This window comes from Photorhabdus africana, assembly GCF_035181445.1.
In the GTDB taxonomy this organism is placed as follows: domain Bacteria; phylum Pseudomonadota; class Gammaproteobacteria; order Enterobacterales; family Enterobacteriaceae; genus Photorhabdus; species Photorhabdus laumondii.
The window spans coordinates 132,491-153,174 of sequence record NZ_JAXBVE010000003.1; the positions used below are offsets into that span (position 1 = coordinate 132,491).

At 34.8% G+C, this 20,684-nt stretch carries 20 protein-coding genes and 1 pseudogene; all 21 read right to left on the reverse strand.

Annotated features, from left to right (window positions below; all coding sequences use genetic code 11):
- Positions 1 to 94: 94 nt before the first annotated feature.
- Positions 95 to 310, reverse strand: coding sequence for a hypothetical protein (locus SLS51_RS02725; RefSeq protein WP_323835272.1), 216 nt, complete (start codon positions 308 to 310; stop codon positions 95 to 97).
- Positions 282 to 1,310 carry a UDP-glucose 4-epimerase GalE gene (galE, locus tag SLS51_RS02730; RefSeq protein WP_323835274.1) on the reverse strand — a complete coding sequence of 343 codons (1,029 nt, stop codon included), beginning with the start codon at positions 1,308 to 1,310 and terminating at the stop codon, positions 282 to 284. Before galE ends, SLS51_RS02725 begins: the two co-directional genes overlap by 29 nt.
- Before the next feature lie 38 nt (positions 1,311 to 1,348).
- Positions 1,349 to 1,954, reverse strand: a complete 606-nt coding sequence (locus SLS51_RS24095; protein ID WP_369293932.1) for a transposase — start codon at positions 1,952 to 1,954, stop codon at positions 1,349 to 1,351.
- Positions 1,955 to 2,057: 103 nt separating this feature from the next.
- Positions 2,058 to 2,180, reverse strand: a complete 123-nt coding sequence (locus SLS51_RS24100) for a hypothetical protein (protein ID WP_369293933.1) — start codon at positions 2,178 to 2,180, stop codon at positions 2,058 to 2,060.
- A 37-nt stretch (positions 2,181 to 2,217) separates the two neighbouring features.
- A pseudogene (locus tag SLS51_RS02740) lies at positions 2,218 to 2,961 on the reverse strand (IS1595 family transposase); the annotation flags it as partial.
- Between the two features lie 104 nt (positions 2,962 to 3,065).
- On the reverse strand, positions 3,066 to 4,439 hold the full coding sequence (locus SLS51_RS02745; protein ID WP_323835276.1) for a phosphohexomutase domain-containing protein: 1,374 nt from the start codon (positions 4,437 to 4,439) through the stop codon (positions 3,066 to 3,068).
- 5 nt (positions 4,440 to 4,444) lie between these two features.
- The gene (locus SLS51_RS02750; protein ID WP_323835278.1) at positions 4,445 to 5,857 is read right to left on the reverse strand and encodes a mannose-1-phosphate guanylyltransferase/mannose-6-phosphate isomerase; all 1,413 of its coding nucleotides are present in this window, start codon (positions 5,855 to 5,857) and stop codon (positions 4,445 to 4,447) included.
- Between the two features lie 17 nt (positions 5,858 to 5,874).
- A complete protein-coding gene (locus SLS51_RS02755) occupies positions 5,875 to 7,014 on the reverse strand; it encodes a glycosyltransferase (RefSeq protein WP_323835280.1) in 1,140 nt (379 codons plus the stop codon).
- Entirely contained in the window at positions 6,992 to 8,320 is a 1,329-nt protein-coding gene (locus tag SLS51_RS02760; protein WP_323835282.1) for a capsular polysaccharide export protein, LipB/KpsS family, read from the reverse strand. The genes SLS51_RS02755 and SLS51_RS02760 overlap by 23 nt, the downstream gene beginning before the upstream one ends.
- Positions 8,321 to 8,333: 13 nt before the next feature.
- The gene (locus SLS51_RS02765) at positions 8,334 to 9,581 is read right to left on the reverse strand and encodes an oligosaccharide flippase family protein (RefSeq protein WP_323835284.1); all 1,248 of its coding nucleotides are present in this window, start codon (positions 9,579 to 9,581) and stop codon (positions 8,334 to 8,336) included.
- On the reverse strand, positions 9,574 to 10,758 hold the full coding sequence (locus SLS51_RS02770) for a hypothetical protein (RefSeq protein ID WP_323835286.1): 1,185 nt from the start codon (positions 10,756 to 10,758) through the stop codon (positions 9,574 to 9,576). Before SLS51_RS02770 ends, SLS51_RS02765 begins: the two co-directional genes overlap by 8 nt.
- A complete protein-coding gene (locus SLS51_RS02775; RefSeq protein ID WP_323835288.1) occupies positions 10,748 to 11,896 on the reverse strand; it encodes a hypothetical protein in 1,149 nt (382 codons plus the stop codon). Before SLS51_RS02775 ends, SLS51_RS02770 begins: the two co-directional genes overlap by 11 nt.
- A gap of 13 nt (positions 11,897 to 11,909) precedes the next feature.
- Positions 11,910 to 12,656, reverse strand: coding sequence for an acyltransferase (locus SLS51_RS02780; protein WP_323835290.1), 747 nt, complete (start codon positions 12,654 to 12,656; stop codon positions 11,910 to 11,912).
- A gap of 35 nt (positions 12,657 to 12,691) precedes the next feature.
- On the reverse strand, positions 12,692 to 13,741 hold the full coding sequence (gene pseI / locus SLS51_RS02785) for a pseudaminic acid synthase (RefSeq protein WP_323835292.1): 1,050 nt from the start codon (positions 13,739 to 13,741) through the stop codon (positions 12,692 to 12,694).
- 5 nt (positions 13,742 to 13,746) lie between these two features.
- The gene (gene pseG / locus SLS51_RS02790) at positions 13,747 to 15,249 is read right to left on the reverse strand and encodes a UDP-2,4-diacetamido-2,4,6-trideoxy-beta-L-altropyranose hydrolase (protein ID WP_323835294.1); all 1,503 of its coding nucleotides are present in this window, start codon (positions 15,247 to 15,249) and stop codon (positions 13,747 to 13,749) included.
- Between the two features lies 1 nt (position 15,250).
- On the reverse strand, positions 15,251 to 15,937 hold the full coding sequence (pseF, locus tag SLS51_RS02795; protein ID WP_323835296.1) for a pseudaminic acid cytidylyltransferase: 687 nt from the start codon (positions 15,935 to 15,937) through the stop codon (positions 15,251 to 15,253).
- 4 nt (positions 15,938 to 15,941) lie between these two features.
- Positions 15,942 to 16,697 carry an imidazole glycerol phosphate synthase subunit HisF gene (gene hisF / locus SLS51_RS02800; protein ID WP_323835298.1) on the reverse strand — a complete coding sequence of 252 codons (756 nt, stop codon included), beginning with the start codon at positions 16,695 to 16,697 and terminating at the stop codon, positions 15,942 to 15,944.
- Positions 16,698 to 16,699: 2 nt separating this feature from the next.
- Positions 16,700 to 17,314, reverse strand: a complete 615-nt coding sequence (gene hisH / locus SLS51_RS02805; RefSeq protein ID WP_323835300.1) for an imidazole glycerol phosphate synthase subunit HisH — start codon at positions 17,312 to 17,314, stop codon at positions 16,700 to 16,702.
- A gap of 6 nt (positions 17,315 to 17,320) precedes the next feature.
- Positions 17,321 to 18,475 (reverse strand): N-acetyl sugar amidotransferase, encoded by a 1,155-nt coding sequence (locus tag SLS51_RS02810; protein ID WP_323835302.1) that lies wholly within the window; start codon positions 18,473 to 18,475, stop codon positions 17,321 to 17,323.
- A 10-nt stretch (positions 18,476 to 18,485) separates the two neighbouring features.
- Positions 18,486 to 19,649: a UDP-4-amino-4,6-dideoxy-N-acetyl-beta-L-altrosamine transaminase gene (gene pseC, locus SLS51_RS02815; protein ID WP_323835304.1), complete on the reverse strand. Its 1,164-nt coding sequence runs from the start codon at positions 19,647 to 19,649 to the stop codon at positions 18,486 to 18,488.
- 8 nt (positions 19,650 to 19,657) lie between these two features.
- A complete protein-coding gene (gene pseB, locus SLS51_RS02820; protein WP_323835306.1) occupies positions 19,658 to 20,671 on the reverse strand; it encodes a UDP-N-acetylglucosamine 4,6-dehydratase (inverting) in 1,014 nt (337 codons plus the stop codon).
- Between the last annotated feature and the right edge of the window lie 13 nt (positions 20,672 to 20,684).

Below are 20,684 nucleotides of genomic sequence, written 5' to 3' on the forward strand. Positions count from 1 at the left end.
TATCCATTTAATGAAACACTTTTGAAACAGCTTGGTGCTGATACAGATAACCATATGGACTATGGTGTCATGAGTTACAATACCCTGTTCAAATTTACCGTATTGCTTTAACAATCCTCGACTGCTCAACACCAAAACCTTCAATTTCTTCCCAGCCTTTGGCACCAGCAATTACGGCACTGATTGTTAACGGCAGAATATCTGCCAGCTCATAGTTATTTGCTATTCTGGCTAGGATTGTGAGTAATCGAGTAGTGGCTAAGTCAATCGTAAAAAGGCTTTTAGCGTTCTTTCCCTGAGCGAAAACCATGAGGGTTATTCTTTTGCCAATTCCAGCTATCACGCATCATATCGTCAATATTGCGCGTTGCTTGCCAGCCAAGGATATTCCGAGCTCTGGATGGATCAGACCAACACTCAGCAATATCCCCAGGACGTCTATCTGTAATTTTATATGGAATATCTTTACCTGATGCCTTTTCAAAAGCATGAAGTAGTTCAAGTACAGAATAACCAGCACCAGTGCCTAAATTAAAAACTTCATAGGATTGTTGTTTATCCAGATAGTCAATCGCAGCAATATGGCCTTCAGCCAAATCCATCACATGGATATAGTCACGAACACCGGTACCGTCTTTAGTTGGATAATCATTGCCATACACTGATAAACATTCCAGACGACCAATAGCAACCTGAGTGATATAAGGTAACAGGTTATTGGGAATACCATTAGGATCTTCGCCAATCATACCTGATGAGTGTGCACCAACAGGATTGAAATATCTCAGGCTGGTGATTTTGAAACTTGGCTCGGCAGCGGCAAAATCTTTTAGAATTTGCTCAACCATCAGCTTGGAGGTGCCGTAGGGGTTAGTTGTACCACCAACTTTAGCATTTTCAGTAAGTGGTACAAATTCAGGATCACCATAAACCGTTGCCGATGAGCTGAAAATCAGTTGATGTACACCGTTGGCACGCATAGCCTGCAACAGAACTAGGGTGCCAGTAACATTGTTCTGATAATATTCAAGGGGTTTTCTGGTAGATTCACCAACCGCTTTTAATCCAGCAAAATGAATTACAGATTCTATTTTGTTTTCTTGGAAAATTTTATTTAATAAATCCAGATCAAGCACATCACCTTGGTAGAATTTCACTGATTTGCCAGTAAGCTTTTCAACTCTACGAAGAGATTCTGGTGATGAATTGCAAAGGTTATCGATAACAACAACATCAGCTCCTTTTTCCAGAAGCGCTAATACTGTGTGTGAACCGATATAGCCGGTTCCTCCGGTGATTAATATGGTCATATTATTTCTACTTACTTGTTACAGTTGTATTTATCCTGTTAGTGCAAGACGTCCTTCTGGGCGTTGGTGCATGGATAGGTGGTGGTTAGAAGTCTCCTTTTCCCCAACGGGTCAGGCGGCTTTCTCCCTCCACCTTGCGGCCGTGCAACGGCTAACAGCCGATTGAGCATGGCCACTCTGATGGCCGCTTCCGTCTTTTGCATCGCGAAACTCCGCGCACGCAGGCGCGGGCCAATCAGCGTCTTGTAGCGCGCTATTATGGTCTCGACCAGTGCCCGCTTGCCATACCTCACGGCTTTCTGCCATACCAGCCGCTCCTGTTCCCGGATATATGCCAGGTGCCGGTTTCTCTGGATGGGTCTGTGCTGTCGGAGACTGCCGTTGACCGCGGAGGGATAACTACCCGTATCTGGCTGTCGCGTTGTGCGATTTCCGCCTACGGGTGCCCCATCATAGGCACCATCCGCCGTCACCTGGGCTATTGGTGCCTCAATCTGGTCGGACAGGAGCGCAACTTGTGACGGGTCATCCACATTCTGCTCTGTCAGCGTATGTGCCACTACGGAAAACGTCGTGGTATCGACCGACAGATACAGCTTATGCCAGCCGCGTCGGGACTTTGCGCTGTGCTTGTCTGCAGCCACTGACCTGAAACCCTGTGTTGTCAATGAGGATATCTAACGGCCCTTCAGGCATAAACATTGGCTATGGGGTAACGACATCGCCTGCCGGCTGACGATAATGTGATCAGGAATGACTAGTGCCAGTGACATCAGCGAGAAAACCGAAGCCATCAGACCTTCTGCCTAGCATGGTACGCGCTGTGGCAGCCCAGTGTTGAATCGCCTCTGGGGTTATCCAGTGCGTCATGCTCCCTCGTTGCTTAAGTCCGGTTTCATATTCAGCCCATTGTGTTAACCCACTGAAAATAAGGAAGCTTAACACTCTGCGCTTCACCGCCGGTGACGCGGGGCAAATGGAAAGTCCCGGCTTGCTTAATCCCCCGAAAGCAAGCTAATCCATTTGAAATAACAAGGGATTTTGGTTTAAGATACACTTTAGCCCAACGGGTCAGTTCCTCGGTCTTAAACCCTTTCACAACGCTGAAACGCATGAACATAGGGTGGCCCTTTTCATTCATTGAAACCTCCGCAACGAAAGGGCATTTCCCTTTTGCCCCTCGCCCTCGGGGGCCATGCTGAGCCCCTCCCCAGTATGCGTCGTCAAGCTGAATAAACCCGCCGAGAGGCTTTTCGTCATCCCGTTCTTTCATTGCTTTCATTAGCTTGTGTTTCATACGCCATGCCGCGTTGTAGGAAATGCCCAGTTGACGTGACAATTCAAGTGCAGAAATCCCATTTTTCTCCTGAGTCATGAGATAAATCGCCAAAAACCACACAGTTAAAGGTAATTTTGACGCAGAAAACAATGTGCCGGCCGTCAAAGATGTCTGATGATGGCATTGATTGCACTGATAAAGGAGACGAGATTTTAACTGGCAATACTTATCATGCCCACAATGAGGGCAGTGATACCCCGTAGGCCAGCGCATATCGAACACTTGTTTCTGGTATTGTTCTTCATGACCATATAATGAAATAACCTCATGAATAGAAATGCCTTTTTGGAATTGAATCTGATTTTTAGCCATTTTCATTTACCTCCATACAGACTTATTTTAAGTATACGCCTATGGGAGCTGAATTTAAGTGATAATCAGGTTTCATTATGAATAATAAATCATGTGTATAAATATTAATTTTGAAATATATGTATAAGATTAAGAATTTCAGTAGTTTTTTCTTCCATTAATTTAGTATTATTTTTTGATTCAACGTTTAGTCTCACGACAGACTCTGTATTGGAGCTACGTAAATTAAAGCGCCAGAATTCAAATTCCATACTTATACCATCAGTATAATTAATACACAAAGCTTTATTTTTAAAATATTCGTATATGTGTTGAATGAATTTTTGAGGATCATCTAAGGTTAAATTTATTTCACCTGAAGATGGGTAGGCATAAATATTTTTTTTAACTGCTTCAAATAGTTTTATATTTTTAGTACTCAAAAGTTCAATGATCAATAACCAAGGTATCATCCCTGAATCACAGTAGGCAAAATCACGAAAATAGTGATGAGCACTCATTTCACCGCCATAAATAGCGTTTTCTTCTCTCATTCGTTCTTTAATAAAGGCATGACCTGTTTTGGACATAACTGGTATGCCTGATGCCTGTGTTACTATATCTATTGTATTCCAAAATAAACGGGGGTCATGAATTATTTTAGCACCTTGCTCTTTTTGTAAAAAAGCCTCTGCAAGCATGCCTACAATATAGTAACCTTCAATAAATTGGCCTTGTTCATCAAAAAGAAAACACCGATCAAAATCTCCATCCCAAGCGATACCTATGTCTGCATTGTACTTTAGAACAGCATCTGATGTAACTTTACGATTTTCTACTAACAAAGGATTGGGAATACCATTTGGAAAATTTCCATCAGGAATATGCTGAATTTTAATAAACTCAACAGGAATACTAAACTCACGAAAGCGTTTCTCTATTTCATCAATAACATGCCCAGCAGCTCCATTACCTGAATTAACAACTAGCCGCATTGGTTTGATGTTTCTGAGCGTAATATAAGACATTAAATGATCGACATATGCATTTAGTGTCGATAATTTCTTGTATGAGCCGCGATTAAATATAGGAGAAAATGAATTGCTCTCGGCGATTTTTTGTATTTCGCGTAATCCAGTGTCACCACTAATTGGTTTAGCATTTTGCCGTACAAGTTTCATTCCATTGTAATTAATTGGATTATGGCTAGCTGTGACCTCTATTCCTCCGTCAACATCTAGATATTGAGTAGCGAAATAGACCTCTTCTGTTCCAGTCATACCAAGGTCAATAACATCACAACCACTATCTAGCAACCCATTAGTTAAAGCAGATTTTAATTCTTCTGAAGTTAAACGAACATCTGCACCTACAACAATTGATTTTGGACTAAAATATTCGCAATAGGCTCGACCAATTCGATACGCAATGTCAATATTTAACTCATTACCTAACTGGCCACGAACATCATAAGCTTTAAAACATGTGAGGCGTTCCATCGTTATCATTTATCCTTGAGTTTATTTTCTATACGAATCACATCATCTTCAGACAAGTAAGCTCCCGAATGTACTTCGATTAACTCTAATGGAATTTTTCCAGGGTTTTCGATGGAGTGTGGTACACCAATTGGAATGTATGTGGACTCGTTCTCAGTCAATAAATAACTTTCGCTACCATTGAATACTTTCGCGGTACCTTTGACGACGATCCAATGTTCTGCCCTATGATAATGTATTTGTGTTGTAATATGTTTATTTGGTTTGACGATGATATGTTTTACAAGGAACCTATCGCCTCGAGCAATCTCATCATGTGAACCCCATGGTCGTAAAACTTCCCTATGTTGTAGATACTCATCTCTATTTAGTTTTTTTAATTGATGAACAATTTTTTTTATATCCTGTACCTTGTTTTTTTGAGCTACAAGAACAGCATCTTTTGTTTCTACAATAACAAGGTTATTTACACCAACTGTAGCAATAAGTTTGTTTTGCGAATATATATAGCTATCAATTGTTGATTCGGCAAGAACATCTCCAAAAATAACATTACCATCTTTATTCTTAGTTGATACGTCCCATAGTGCTTCAAAAGAGCCAACATCATTCCAACCTGCATCCATAGGTACGACAACGGTATGCTTAGTTTTTTCCATGACTGAATAGTCAATTGAACTTTCAGGACATTTACTGAATGACTCTGGGTTTATTCTAATAAAGTCTAAATCAAGTATTGAATTAGCTAAGGCATCATCGCAGTGTTTATATATATCCGGCTGATAATTTTTTAATTCTTTCAAATAACTTTCAGCTTTAAATAAAAATATGCCGCTATTCCAATAATAATTATTAGTGGCCAAGTATTCTTTGGCCTTATCAATATTAGGCTTTTCGACAAAGGCATCCACAGTGAAAATATTTTCGGAAAGAGCTTCTCCTTTTTTTATGTACCCATAACCTATTTCAGGGCTGGTTGGAACAATACCAAAAGTTACTAATTTTTCTTCGCTGGCAGCAACAATCGCATTTTCGATAGCATTAATAAAAGCTTGTTCATTTGTAATAACATGGTCAGCCGCTAATATAAGTAAAAAAGGGTCATCATATTCTTGAATAGCTTTTAGAGCGGCTAATGTGATGGCTGGGGCAGTATTCCGCCCTTGAGGCTCTAATATAATACCATTGTGAGAACTATTGCATTGTCTCAATTGTTCAGCAACTATAAAACGGTGAGCTTCATTACATATAAAGAGGGGATTTCGACAAGTTAATTGACTAAGTCTAGCCACAGTCTCTTGTAACATAGTATTTTTACTAGTTAAATTAATGAATTGCTTAGGATACAACTCGCGGGATAGAGGCCATAATCTACTACCGGAGCCACCAGCTAATATAACAGGAATAATATTTTTCATACAAATCCTACGGCTGATTAATTTTTATTCACTATACTGTGATAAAGTGAATTAATTGATTTTGTCATAATAGGAAGTGAGAATAATTTGACATATCGTTCTTTAGCTCCCTTGCCTAAAGAGATTAATAAATTATCATCATGTAAAATTGTATTAATCGTTTCTACTAAGGCAGAAGAGTCTTGAGGAGGACAAACTAAACCACTATGCATGTTTAAATTTACCCATGGTACCCCGCTGCCGATAATGTTAGTAGATACAACAGGGATACCAAGTGACATTGCTTCTAGCTGGGCAACACCGAAGGCCTCTGACTTCTCAATGGAAGGAAAGCAAAATATATCAGCAGCATAATAGTAACTGGCCAAGTCATCATCAGAAACACGACCAATAAGGAAAACTTTATTTTCTAAATTGAGGTCAGATATAAGATTATTATATTTAGGGGTATCAGGACCTATACCACCAATTAATATGACTGTTTCATCTGATATTTTAGGTGCCGCATGCAATAAAAACTCGAAGCCTTTATAATAAACATGTCTGCCTAGTGTAAAAATTATTTTTTTATTTCTATATTTTTCCTTGATGGCAAGAACTAAATCATCATTAACTTTATCTTCTAAAGAGTTTATGCCAATAGGAATGATGTCGCATTTATCCTTAAAGCCGTTTAATTGCTCAGAAGATTTTAAATAAGACTCGGATGTTACTATTATTTTATCTGCTCTAGATAGTAGCCAATTAAGTAGAGGCGTGTAAAGCAATAAGGATTTTTTTTGTTTAATAATGTCACTGTGCCAATGTATAATTAATTTTGGCATCTTAATTTTACGCGCGAATAAAAATGAAACAAAAACAGCTAAATTAGCTAATGGATTAGGTAGATGTATATGTATTATATCACAGCACCTATGCTTAAACATATTATAAATATATCCAGGTGAGATGGATGTAGAGCATAAAGAGAAAATTTCTTTGGAACGTATTATTTTTATTCCATTTATCACTTCATGCTTAGGTAGTTTTTGTGAGTCAGTAGCAATTACTATTACTTCATTATTATCACCTTCAATATTTTCCGAAATATCAGATACAACGGATTCAATTCCCCCTGAATAGGGTTTGTAGTACTTACTGAGCTGTATTATTTTCATGGGGCTGAAGTTTACTTTTATTAAAGAATTTGTTTTTTATTGCGTTTGTTATATTAAGGATGTTTTCTTGAGATATACAGTAATTACTATATATAGGGTCGGATATTAAACCCAAAAAAGAATTTCCTCTAATATTAGCTATTAGTTGATATTTTGAATAAGTAGCAGGGATATGTAAAATGTTACTTTTTTCTAAAATAGAAACATTAGGGTAACCAAGTAATACAGTGTTTCTCTCGGTAATTATTTTTTTGTCTGCAAGTATAGACTCTATACCAACAGTACCTGTAACAGTATATACTGTATTTATTTGGTTAAATATTTCATCCATGTTAACTGAATGGGATAAACAAACCACATTATTTAATTGATCAATGGTTTCTAATAGCTTGTTATTTATTTCATATTTTGATTTTGGGTTTGGTTTTATGACAATAATGTGGTCTTTAGGGATGGCGTCAGATAGTCGTTTCAAATTTTCGGCTTGATCATTGAACGGATATCCCCATACATCAATATTGGATTCAGGTTGCATTTGTAACGGGTATAAAACAACATTACTCCAATCTTCAATTTTATTCTTATCGACTGCGTAATTCGATTCCCAAATCTCGATGTTTTTCCTTAATAGCTTGTTTAGTTTTATTTTTTTTATGGGTGATGGAGTGTTGTATCTCTCACCATAACTCCATGATAGTAAAGATGTAAGGTTATTTAATAACAATTTTAATTTAAAAGATAGGTAATTTAACCCCGTTGGTTTTTTCATATAATCAGGGACATGCTTTCTTTCAGAAATTGATTCAGTTAGTTTTATATCATATTCTTGAACATCAAATTTTTTGTTATTATATGGAATTAAAGTTCCATTTTCATAAAAAGAAAAATGACCAACAGGATAACGCGAAGATGACGGCGTAATAAATAGAATATTCAATTCATTACATATCTTGGCTGTAATTAATTCATGAAATAATGTGCACTCAGAGAAAATTATAGATGGCCTTAATTTAATTAGATGCTCTTTTATTTTCTCATAGTAATAATTATAATGTAAACCTCCGTTATTATATAAATAGTTCCCTCTATCCATTTTATAAATGTCTTCTAAGATAACTTTCCTATCGCTAGATAGATTGTTTTTTTTGGGGAAAGGAATGTATAAATCAATACCTTTGGGTCTTTTGAATAGTTTATTTTGTATAATCCAAGATATTTTAGCATTAGGGAAATCGGATTTAAGTCTATTTGCTATTTTAGACCATAAGAATGTTTTATAACGGTTCTCGATAAAAACTATATTCAAAATTCCACCTCAATTAATCTTTTCTACAAAATAATTTTCTGTAAAGAAATATAGGAAGAATGCTAGTTAGCATCATCCAACATAGGGATAATATCATTGATATAAAAACTATATCAATTGGCTTTAATTCTAGTGCGAACGATGAATGCATTAGCTCTAGAAAATAGAAACTGAGAGTATAAGCAAGCAATGCAGTGATATGTGATTTGAAAATAATTTTATCTAGATTTATAGAGTATAGGACATAATGAGCCATTAGGGATATAGTATAAAGAATAACTATAAAGTATATATAATTCACTAGTGAATAATTTTCTATAAAAATTTCGTTACCAGTTATTGATACTACATACTCACTGATAAAGAATATACCTATGTTGATAACTAAACTCATAGCTAGAGTGCTAAAAATTAATTTTTTCAACGTTAAACCAAATTGTTGAAATTTATTTTGATTGAAAAATTTTAGCAACCGCTGATAATAAAATGAGAATAGCAAAGGTTCCAAAAAGCCAAGTATGCTCATTGTTAGTGTTATATAAAAAACATATATCCCAACAGTTTCATCATCAGAGATGGATTTGAGTAAAAATCGATCAAGAAAAAATATTAGCTTGAAGGATATGCCAGCAAAAAAAATTGGTAAAGCAGAGGTAACACCTTTGATTATATGTGATTTCATTACTAGGCTAGGTTTAAATTTAATTTCATTATTTAAATGACTTATCGATATTAATAATGACAAGACACTTCCAAATAACCAAAAATAAAATAGCAATATGACATCTTTATAATCTGTTAAATACAAAAATGCAGCGTATAAAATAGCCCAAAAACCTGACCTAATGAAAAGTAATACGCTAACAACTTTCTGTTTTTCATTATAAATCAAATGGCGAGATACTTCTTGATTTATATGTTCAATTACTAGTATCAAAAATAATAATATCAAATATCTTATAGGAAGATATTCTAGACCACAAAAAACAGCAATAAAAATAAAGGATACTAAATAAAGTACTAGGTATAATGCCATTTGATTTGTAATTATAAGACTAGTGTTTTTTCCTTGACTTAATTGCCTTTGAACAAATGTATAGTAATCTAGGCCTACAAATAATATTGCGATATTTATAAACGAAGTAGCAAGGCCATATATACCAACATCACTAGTAGACAAGAGTCTCGCAATAACAAATAGTAATATAAATTTGCAACCAATAGATGCTGCTCGTAAGAGTAAGATAATTAATTTATCCATTGGATTTTATTTTAGTTATAGATATTAAATATATGATATAGGTCATCACTATTTGAATTAGCCCCATACCTCCATATAGATAATTTTCAATTGGTGAAAGTATAAGTATTATTAGGAGCATAAAATTAATAACTCCTATTTTTTTTGATAAGATGATAGATAATGAGTTAAATGAAAAAATAAGAATAAAAATAAGAATTCCAATACTAATACCAAAATCATAAAATAGTGAACCAAAAATTGTTTGATATACACCAGCTCGAATATTCTCGGATAGGATCAAATCATTGTAATAGTCTTTATCACAAAGTCCTGCAGTACAAAACTCTGAGATTAAATATATAGGGCCATTTGAACCAAAGGAATATTCATGTGATAAAAGGTATACTAGTTCACCAATGGAGTGTGCTAGATAATGAGTCAGAAATATTAAGGGGTATAAAAAACTAGCATAATGGTTCAAAAATTTTAGGGTCGTTTCATTTATCCCTACAACTTGCGTTGATATAGTATTTTGAAGATGGATTTGCCAAGAAAAAATGCCATTTAACCTAGTTGTGGTTGTATAATCAAAAATTATTAAAAATCCTATTATCAAGAGAAGTAACGTAAGAAAAGTTTTTCCATTAAACTTATATTGTTTTTTTCTTGTTAGTAAGTATATTAATATTATAAATATAGGGACATTTCTAGTACCTACAAAGATAAAGTCTATAAGCAAAAATGCGATAATAGTAACATTGCATAGTAAGTAAATTTTTTTCTGTAAGACTTCCTTATTAGCAAAGAAATATAAAATTGTAGCTGGGTAGAATAGGATGCTTAAATAACTGTACCAACCACCTTTCCCCGCAATTTCAGAGTTTCTTGATAATGTGAGCCCACCTTGTAGCCATTCTTGAATATAATCGTACCTGCTTATTAGTTTTCCTAACGTGCCAAGAACTAAAAAGAAGAGTAATTTATTAGCGTTTATATTAAATAATGACAAAGTCATTGATGATTTTTTAATAATGAAAAAATATAAAAATATAAAACTATAAAGTAGTAAAGAGGTTAACATTACACTAGATGTTGGTGCTGTAGTAAATAATATTAAGTGTATTATTTGAATTAAAAATAGCAAAATAGCAAAATAATACATTCTATTTACAATGATTTTTCCGTTATTCATCATAATAAAACTTTCTCGATAATAGTTTCACCCGCATTTCTTTTTCTTTTTCATAGGCTGCGAGATATTCATCTCTTTTAAATTTTTGAATGATATTGATTATTTCAGACTCACTTTTTGCAAATTTTATAGATTGAAAATCGAATATTTCTTTGATACTGGATGGAGATTCTTGAAGAATATTATTATCATGTTCGGTATCAGAAAAAATAGGAATTATAATTAAAGATCTTGATAGTAATGACTCATAGAATGAAAGAGAGTTGAAAGCTACGACAATGTCATTATTTACTAAATAGTCAACAACATCACCATCAACAAAATTTAAATTTTTAGATAATTCCCCCATTCTTTTCTTGTATTTTTTTGCAACGGTTAGATTTTTGTACTTTACAGTAATATCATACTCATAACTAATCGCTGATAAACTTATTAAAATACTACTGAAAGTTAATGGGGCTAAATAATCATAATCAGGAAAAGCAAGATATAGTACCTTCGTCTTCCCTGTCGTTTTTATCAATTGCTGCTTGAAACGGTTAGAGATATTCCTTAAACGAGGCATTACTGTAGGCGTTGGCAATGTAGGGGGAGAGGTAAACTCCTTTAAAATATCATAGGCGGGGGGGCCGTAAACGAATAAATGATCAAACAAAATAGGATTTTTGATACTACGATAAATCTTTTCACTAACAGATTTCACATATTCAATTGTATAATTTTCATGAAAGTATGCACTATAGCTGATATTACTACTAGGGCTAGCTGTTGAATGAAACATGCAAACCTCAAAGTAATCTACTCCTCCAAAAATTACATTTATTTTCTTATTATACTGGGCTAATTTTTTCTCCCAAATATAAATTATTTTGCTTAGAGTATTATTTACATATTTTCGATGCTCTAAACAAATAATTTGTTCTAGACATAAATCAGAAACTAACTGTTTAAATAAAATACGCAAAATATTAGAGTTAATTATGACTGATTGGCCTTGGTCTGTTTTTATAAAATAGCGAATATCGTGCTTAAATGTTCCACGTGAAAAATAAATAGTTATATCTTCATTTTTATTTGCTTCTTTAAATATAATATCTAAGTATTCTTTAAATATTTTTTCAATAAGTTTCTTTTTGAGCATCTGATATACCAATTTATCTTTTATGTTTTTTATTTAATATTAATTCTGGGTTTTTTTCTCTTTTTATCTTAGAGTATTTATTGCATACTTGCTCATACGAAGAAGGTATAAATCGCAGTGGTTGGCAAACATACAAACCAGAATTTTTTAAGGATGTTGGAACAGTTGAATGAGCTCCAACATTAATGGAATTATGAATTTCTACGCTAGGCATTATGACACTTGCAGAACCAATATATACGTTGTTACCAATTCGGATAGAGCCATCTACCCTTGCTCTGTCCGAATTATATGGATGGTGTACATAACCATGAGTCCACAATTGAGATGCTTCTCCCCCTATTACTGTATTATCACCAATAATAATTGGCCTTGTACAATCCAACAAATGTCTTGATGTTACTTTAGAGTTTTTTCCGATTCTTAAAATCGAGTGACCCCACGAGATTGGATCTGGAGCCCTTCTAATCTTGTTTATATTTCCGATACAAGCTTTCTCGTTCATATAGACATAAAAAGGGCCCTTAATATAATTTAGTTTCAATATAGAGGCTTTCTTTTTGAGTTTAAGGCCTTTTACTGAAATAAAATTAAAACTTCCAATAAAAGAATTCTCTTCTATGTCTATATGTTTGCTTAAAATAAAAGAAAAACCAACTTTTGCAGTTCTATGTATATTGCATCCAAAGATGGATAAAATTTTATTTTTTAACCTTATAGGAGGGAATAATAAAAAAATGAATGCATTAAGTAAAATCATAATTATTTTCTTCTGGTTATTAAGCAACGTTAATATTAATTAATAATATCAAACTTAAGTGCTGTTCCTGCCTTTATATCGATATTTGCATGTTTACCTAAGACATCTTCATAATATTTTGGTGGTAAACCGAAACCAGGACGAATGCTCTTTATGTTTTCTGGTGTTAATTTTTCACCTTTTGCAATGTCTCTTACTGCGTATAAAGAGCGTCTAAATTTAACATTGCCTTTTTCAGCTTCAGTTTTTTCATAGTTAACATTACCTAATGATAACCATGCTGTTTTTGTGTCTTTACATAGTAATTCCAGTTCTTTAGGTTCAAGCGAGAAACTATCATCAGCTCCACCACCATTTCGATCTAAAGTAACGTGCTTTTCGATCAAGCATGCACCTAATGCAACGGAAGCGACAGCTGTTGCATTATCAATTGTATGGTCTGATAAACCTGATAATACATTGAATTTTCTTGATATATCACTAATTGTTCTTAAATTATACTGATCTGCAGGCGCTGGATAACCACTTACACAATGTAAAACAATTAATTCTTCGCACCCATTCTCTCTTGCTGTGTTTATTGCTTCTAAAATTTCATCTTCATTCGCCATACCTGTTGATATGATCATGGGTTTTTTGGTTTGAGCAATTCTTTTAATTAAAGGTAGATCTACAATTTCAAAAGATGCAACTTTATATGCTGGCGCATTCAATTCCTCTAAAAAATCAATTGCAGTAAAGTCAAAGGGAGAACTAAAGATAGTAATACCTAGTTCTTCTGCTTTTTTGAATAGTGGAATATGCCATTCCCAAGGCATATATGCGCTTTTATATAATTGATAGAGTGTTTGTCCATCCCATAAACCTCCATTAATTTGAAACTCATCTGAATCACAATTCATGGTGATTGTATCTGGAGTATATGTTTGTAATTTAATTGCATCGGCTCCAGCCTCTTTAGCTAAAGTCATTATTTTAATGGCTCTATTTATATCCCCATTGTGATTAGCGGAAAGTTCAGCGATAATATATGGTGGCTCGTTAGGTCCGATTTTACGTCCATTAATAGTAATATAAGATTTCATAATTTTCACTTAATAATAGGGGGTCTTAAAAATTTGTTTTCCGAAATTCTTAAATAATTGGATTTTTCAAACAGCTTCTGCGAGGCTATGTTCTCAGGCTTCACTACAGCATGAATAAAAATATTAGGATGAACTGTGTCTAATATTCTCAGTGCTTCATTGGCATAACTATTGCCATAATATTTTGGAGCTATAAATATAGATATTACATAATTTGATGGTTTTTCTCTGTCTAATCGAATGGCACCAACAGGTATATTATTCTTTACATCTTTGATTAAATAGAATTTATCCGTAAGGCTTTTGAGCTTATTCGTCATCCATAATTTATGCTCTTCCCAAGTTGGTATGCTAGTATTTAGTGCATATTTTCGAGTATTGGGATGTTGCTGCCATTCATAAATTAATGATATATCTGATAGTGTTGCATTTTTTAATTCAAGTAAGCTTGCTGAATACAGCTTCTGTATTTCCCTTGTTGCTCTATATATTCCTAATCCATCACAAAGCTTTATATTTGCATCATAAAATGATAACCAGTTCAATATTAACTCATCAAAGGCAGCTAAAAATTTAGACTGTATTTGGTCTATTTCTATACAGATAGCAGCTTTGTTTAATTGTAGCTGCTTGCTATTTTCTTGTTGATTTTCAGCTTGAGGAATTATTATGCTCGGTAGGCCAAGACATGCTCTTTCTGCCGCACTTGTTCCTGGTGCTCCAATAGCCACATCATGACTTAACATGAGGTCTGCTATATTTGGGGAAAAGTCAATGTGTGTTATCGATGTATATAGGGCGCAAAAGTCAGCAACTGTGTGGTAATGTGGTGCTCTTGGACTTAATAGAACTGTAATTTTTACGCTAGCATGAATGTTACCGATCATCGCCTTTAGTATTTTTAGCGTAACATTTTCTTTATCTATACCGCCCATAGAAACTAAAACATTAATTATTTGCTTTGGTGGCTTTCGATTGAGAGCAAGTTCTCTAGCTTGTGAGAATTGCTTATTAAGTAATGCATAGGCGCTACCAGTTATAATTTTAAAATGTGGTTGATACTCATTGCTACACCTAGATATTGTTGAATCTATTATTAGGTCAGCTGAATGCTTCCGAACTAAATCATCAATAGCTACTATTTTGCAATTAAGTTGAGCTCGTACTTTTTCGTGCCATTGGTAATCAATACCATAGTGGTCAACGATGATAATATCAGCTTGGGTAACATGTTGCAGGAAGTCATCAGCATCTTGATGAACAGAACGTAGGAGCCAGCCTAAGTAATCAGCATCATGCTTTGGCGGATTTATGCTTTTTGGTGATGATAGCGGGAGAACAGAGTACCCTCTTTCTTTTATAAGATCTATCATATCTCCTGGTTGAGGTATAGAAGAAAAAGAGACTTGATGGCCAAAGAATTTCAGGCTATCTGATAATGCAAGGCAGCGCATAATGTGACCACTACCAATCCAAGTTGATGCATCTGCGCGTATAACAATTTTCATATTATTTATTTACAATGCTAAAAAGAAGCTTTGCGTATTCCCAATCATCATTCGTATCTATATCTTGAGCGCGGTGTCTAGGAATCAAAACAGCTTTTGAGTGAGGTAAAAAGATAGGTAATTTCTTCTTGAACGCATCTGCTTTCCCCCAATAAAATTGCCCGGCGTCATGATATGCATCTTCTAAATCTTGAGAGCGTACTTGTTCATTCTCAGGCATAAACATACTAACATTAAACTCGTGATCAACTTTCAGCGCACGTTGTATTGGAAATGCAAAGCTAGTTGCGCTGAATGCATACATGACATTCTGGAGTTGAAGTAAATCTAACCCACGGGCTAAATCTTTAGCATCAAGAAAAGGGGCTGTAGCATATATACAGCAAGCATCGGATACTTCCCATTTTTGCTGCTCACACCAAATTAGTGCATGCTGGATGACATCAAGTGTTGTTGCATGATCATCAGAAATATTTACAGGGCGAATGAATGGTACATCAGCACCATACTGTTTTGCCACATAGGCAATTTCATTATCATCAGTAGATACAATTACTTTATCAAAACATCCTGAATTTATAGCTGAATGTATTGAGTAAGCAATGATGGGTTTTCCATGAAAATTTTTAATGTTTTTTCTTGGAATTCGTTTACTGCCACCTCGAGCAGGGATAATAGCTAGTCTCATGCAATTAGTTCCTTACGCTGATGCCTTTACTTAGTAAAAACTGCCTAGCTAAATTTGGTGTCTGCTCTGTAAAATGGTAGATGGCAGAAGCAGCTATTGCATCAATACCTGTTTTATCAAATGCCTCATACATATCTTGATAGTCTTTTATTCCCCCGGCTCCAATGACAGGAATATTTACAGTATCTGCTGCTAATTTTAGCAATTGAAGGTCACACCCTTGTAACGTACCATCAAATTCTATTCTGGTGACTAATAATTCACCAGCACCAAATTGCTCAACCATTTTTGCAGCATCAACTAGTGTATAGCTAGTCTCGTTCTTACCCGAATGAGTAAAAACTTTGTATTCATTGTTAATCAATTTCACATCAAGGGAAACAATGAGGCACTGACTACCAAATATTTCAGCTGCTTCTTTTATTAGGCTAGGGTTGGTAATTGCAGATGTATTTAAAACAACTTTATCGGCACCTAATAAGAGAATTTTTCGGATCTGTTCTACAGTAGATATGCCTCCACCGACAGAGAATGGCATAAAACATTCATTTGCTATATCACAAATTAATTGATAGTCAGGCTCTCTACCTTCTAAAGTGGCTTTAATATCGAGAAAAACTAGCTCGTCAACATTTCTCATATTATACACTTTGACTGTTTGCATAACTGAGCCAGTACGACGCCAAGAGTTAAATCCTTCACCTTTGACTAGGCCAAAGTCAGAATAAAGCATAGTTGGAATGATTCTTCGTTTTAGCATGCTTATAGCTCCAAGAAATTTTTTAATAGCTTGAGGCCATATTGTTGGCTTTTTTCAGGATGGAATTGTGTTCCATAAATATTATCCTTATGAACAGCGCATGTAAATGTTTCACCATGTTGAGTCTGTGCGATAGTATGCAGCTCGCATTGTGTTTTAAAATAATAGCTATGGACAAAATAAAAATCAGAATTAGAAGGAATGTTGGTAAATATGGGAGACTCTAGGCTGTAACTAACTGAGTTCCAGCCAACATGTGGAACTCGTATATCTTTTTTTTGTGATTGCAAGTGAGATACCGTTCCTGGAATTAGGTTCAATCCCTCAGTTTTTCCATGCTCTTGGCCTTCCGTAGCTAAAATTTGCATTCCAAGACAAATTCCTAGAGTTGGAATTTTATCCTCTAAAGCCGATTGAATAATTGCGGCTTCAAGGCCACGGCTTCTTATTTCAGTCATTGCTTTATTGAAAGAACCAACACCAGGCAAGATAATTTTATCTGCAACCATGATATCTTGCGCAGTTGATGCGATTTTTGAATCAAAACCGCAAGCAGAAATGGCTCTTTTTATCGAGCCAATATTCCCCATTCCATAATCTACAATATATACCATCATAATCAATTAATTATCATAGTTGATTTTTATTAGGTTACCTTTCGCATCTCGAATCAAATTTTCTTGGCGATCAGTTTTAAATAATTTTTTATTTGTAAACCTATCACAAATTTGGTCAAATTCCTCTTTAGTTATATCTATTTCGTTCAATATGCTTTCTAGTGGGCGTTTTAAATAAACAGATGGATAGTTTCCATCGTTTTCTTTTAAAAACTCAACAATATCACTTCTCTCCAAACGGCCTCGCCTAATATGATTATTAGCTTGATCTGTTGATCTTCCAAATCCATATTTTAAATATTTGAAGTAGTCATGTATGCGATGATAATAGTTATCTAAGTTCTCATAGTTTACGAGACTGCCTTCAGTTGGAGTTGGATAAGTTTCAAATCCATAAGCCTGCGCAAGTAAAGTATTATTGTATCCATCCCAAGGAAAGTAGTAACCAAGGAAAATACCTGTCACTTTAACTCGTTTTAGCTCATCATCTGAAGGATAAAAATATGGAATTAAGTCATTTCTTGTGATTCCATCTTGGCCTATAAGGTCTGCGACTCGCATGCCTAACATCCCACCAAATTCTTCCAACCATCTACGGTCTAGTATGTTATTTTCAGCTGCTGAAGCTGGTCCTCCATACTCATGTTGAGAGTTTTCCCCCCAAATAATTAGTGGAATATTCTTTTCTACAGCGACTTGAATTGGGATAGTAAAAATAGTTACATGTTCGGCCCATTGAATGTCACCCACTTCTCGGAGTGTTAAACGGGATAGTTTGCGGCGAATTTTTGGATTTGGTGTAACATTAATATGATCAACACCTAAGAGCTTCAAATTTTCTAAATTGCGCTGACCAATTTCAGATAAAGAATCTGTTTCGGCTGTTACACAAAGAGGGTTAAGTCCAGTTTGTAGCACTCGTATTACTTGATAAGTACTATCTTTGCCACCACTTACAGGTATAATACAGTCATAATTTGAACCATCAGTAGATTTATATCTATTGGTTATTTCTATAAATTCTTTCTTACGTTCTTCCCAATTAATCTCACTACGAGATTCGTAATTAATACATGCACTACATTTACCTTCATCATTAAACCAGATATCTGGTTTAGTTTCTGGATACATACAGGTGTTACAGTATTTGATTTTCTTCATGTTATGCCTATTAATTACTTTTAATGATTTGTTTCAAGCAGTTAACAATTTTAAGTTGCTGCTCATTGCTCATTGAATGAAAAATTGGTAAGGATATTGCTTCTTTATAGTAATTTTCTGAATTAGGAAAGTCACCAAGTTTAAACCCTAGTTTTTTATAGTAAGGATGAGTATGCACAGGTATGTAATGTAAGTTTACACCAATTCCTTGTTCTCTTAACTGGTCAAAAACCTCTTTGTGAGATAGAGATATTTTATCTAATTGTAGCTTGATGACATATAAATGTAATCCAGAATAAGTATTTTCGAGCTGGTATGGTAAAGTGATAGGTAAATCAGCTAATAATGTATTGTATTGAAAAGATAACTTATGTCTCGACTCTACAAACTCATTTAGTCGCTGGATTTGAGAAATACCTAATGCAGCTTGGAGTTCAGTCATTCTATAATTAAAACCAAGCTCAATTTGTTGGTAGTACCAATCTCCATGTGTCTCGCCTTCCATTTCAGATGGGTTTCTTGTAATTCCATGGCTGCGAAATAATGCCATTCTTTCTGCGAGTTTTGGATCATTTGTCAGTGTTGCTCCGCCTTCTGCTGTGGTGATTATTTTTACAGGATGAAAGCTAAAAATTGTAATATCAGAAAACTCACAATTCCCAATAGGGCTATTATGATACTTCCCACCTATAGCATGAGATGCATCTTCTATTATTTTGAAACCGTATTCTTTAGATAGTTCATATATAGTTTCCATGTCACATGGTTGACCGCATAAATGAACAGGAATAATAATTTTAGGGAGGCGGTTTTCAGATTTAGCTTGCGCAAGTTTTTCGGCTAATTTTTTCGGACAAATGTTATATGTTTTGGGATCTATATCTACAAAGTCTACTTGAGCCCCGCAGTATAAGCCACAGTTAGCAGACGCAACAAAAGTAATTGGCGACGTCCATAGCCAATCATTTGGGCCTAGGCCTAATGCTAGACATGCAATATGTAAAGCGGAGGTGGCGCTATTAACTGCTAATGCGTAATTAGCACCTGTATGCTCAATTAATTTTTGTTCAAACGCAGGAACTTTAGGGCCTTGAGTAAGAAAATCTGATTTTAATACATCAATGACGGCATCTATATCTTGCTGACTTATTTCTTGCTTTCCATATGGGATCATTTTATTTCTCACACAGTGAAGTTAGGGTCAACATGAGTTTTAATTAGCGCACGTAAACTCTCTATTGATTCCCATTCTGTATTAGTTCCAGAATTGTATTTAAATCCAAATGGCACTTTTTGGGCATTATGGTGCTTTAAGTAATCCTCTTCAGTATAGGTGAATGAAACTGATGGTAAAATGGCATAATACTTACCAAAGTCTATAGTATTTAATGCGTCAGTATCTGTTATCATTTCTTCATGTAATTTTTCGCCAGGGCGTATTCCTACAATTTCAATTTTGCTATTTGGAGCAATGGCTTTAGCGATATCAAGAATTCTATATGATGGGATCTTAGGAACAAAAATTTCACCACCTAAATGGTTTTCTAAAGCATACATAACCATATTTACTCCATCTTGGAGAGAAATATTGAATCGGGTCATTTCTTCATGAGTAATGGGTAATATGTTATCTGCTCGTTTATTTAAAAAGAAAGGAATTACAGAGCCTCGAGAGCCCATTACATTACCATAACGCACGACACTGAATTTACTGTTTTTTGAGCCTTTAATGTTATTTGCGGCTGTGAATAGTTTGTCGGATGCTAACTTAGTAGCGCCGTACAAATTTATAGGTGCACAGGCCTTATCTGTAGATAAGGCAACTACATCATTTACGCCACACTGAAGAGCTGCTTGAATAACATTTTCTGCACCATCAATATTAGTACGTATGCACTCAGTAGGATTATATTCAGCAGTATCAACTTGCTTGATTGCGGCAGCGTGTATAATAACATTAACGCCTTCACAGGCTTGAATCATGCGGTTACGGTCACGAACATCCCCAATAAAAAAACGTAATTGAGGATAAAGGGGGGTAGGGTATTGTTGTTTGAGCTCAAATTGCTTTAACTCATCTCGAGAAAATATAATAATTTTTTTAACTTGGGGGAATCTATCTAGAATTGTTTTTACGAATTGTTTTCCGAACGAACCTGTTCCGCCAGTAATAAGTACTGTTTTATTATTTAACATATTGAATCCCTAT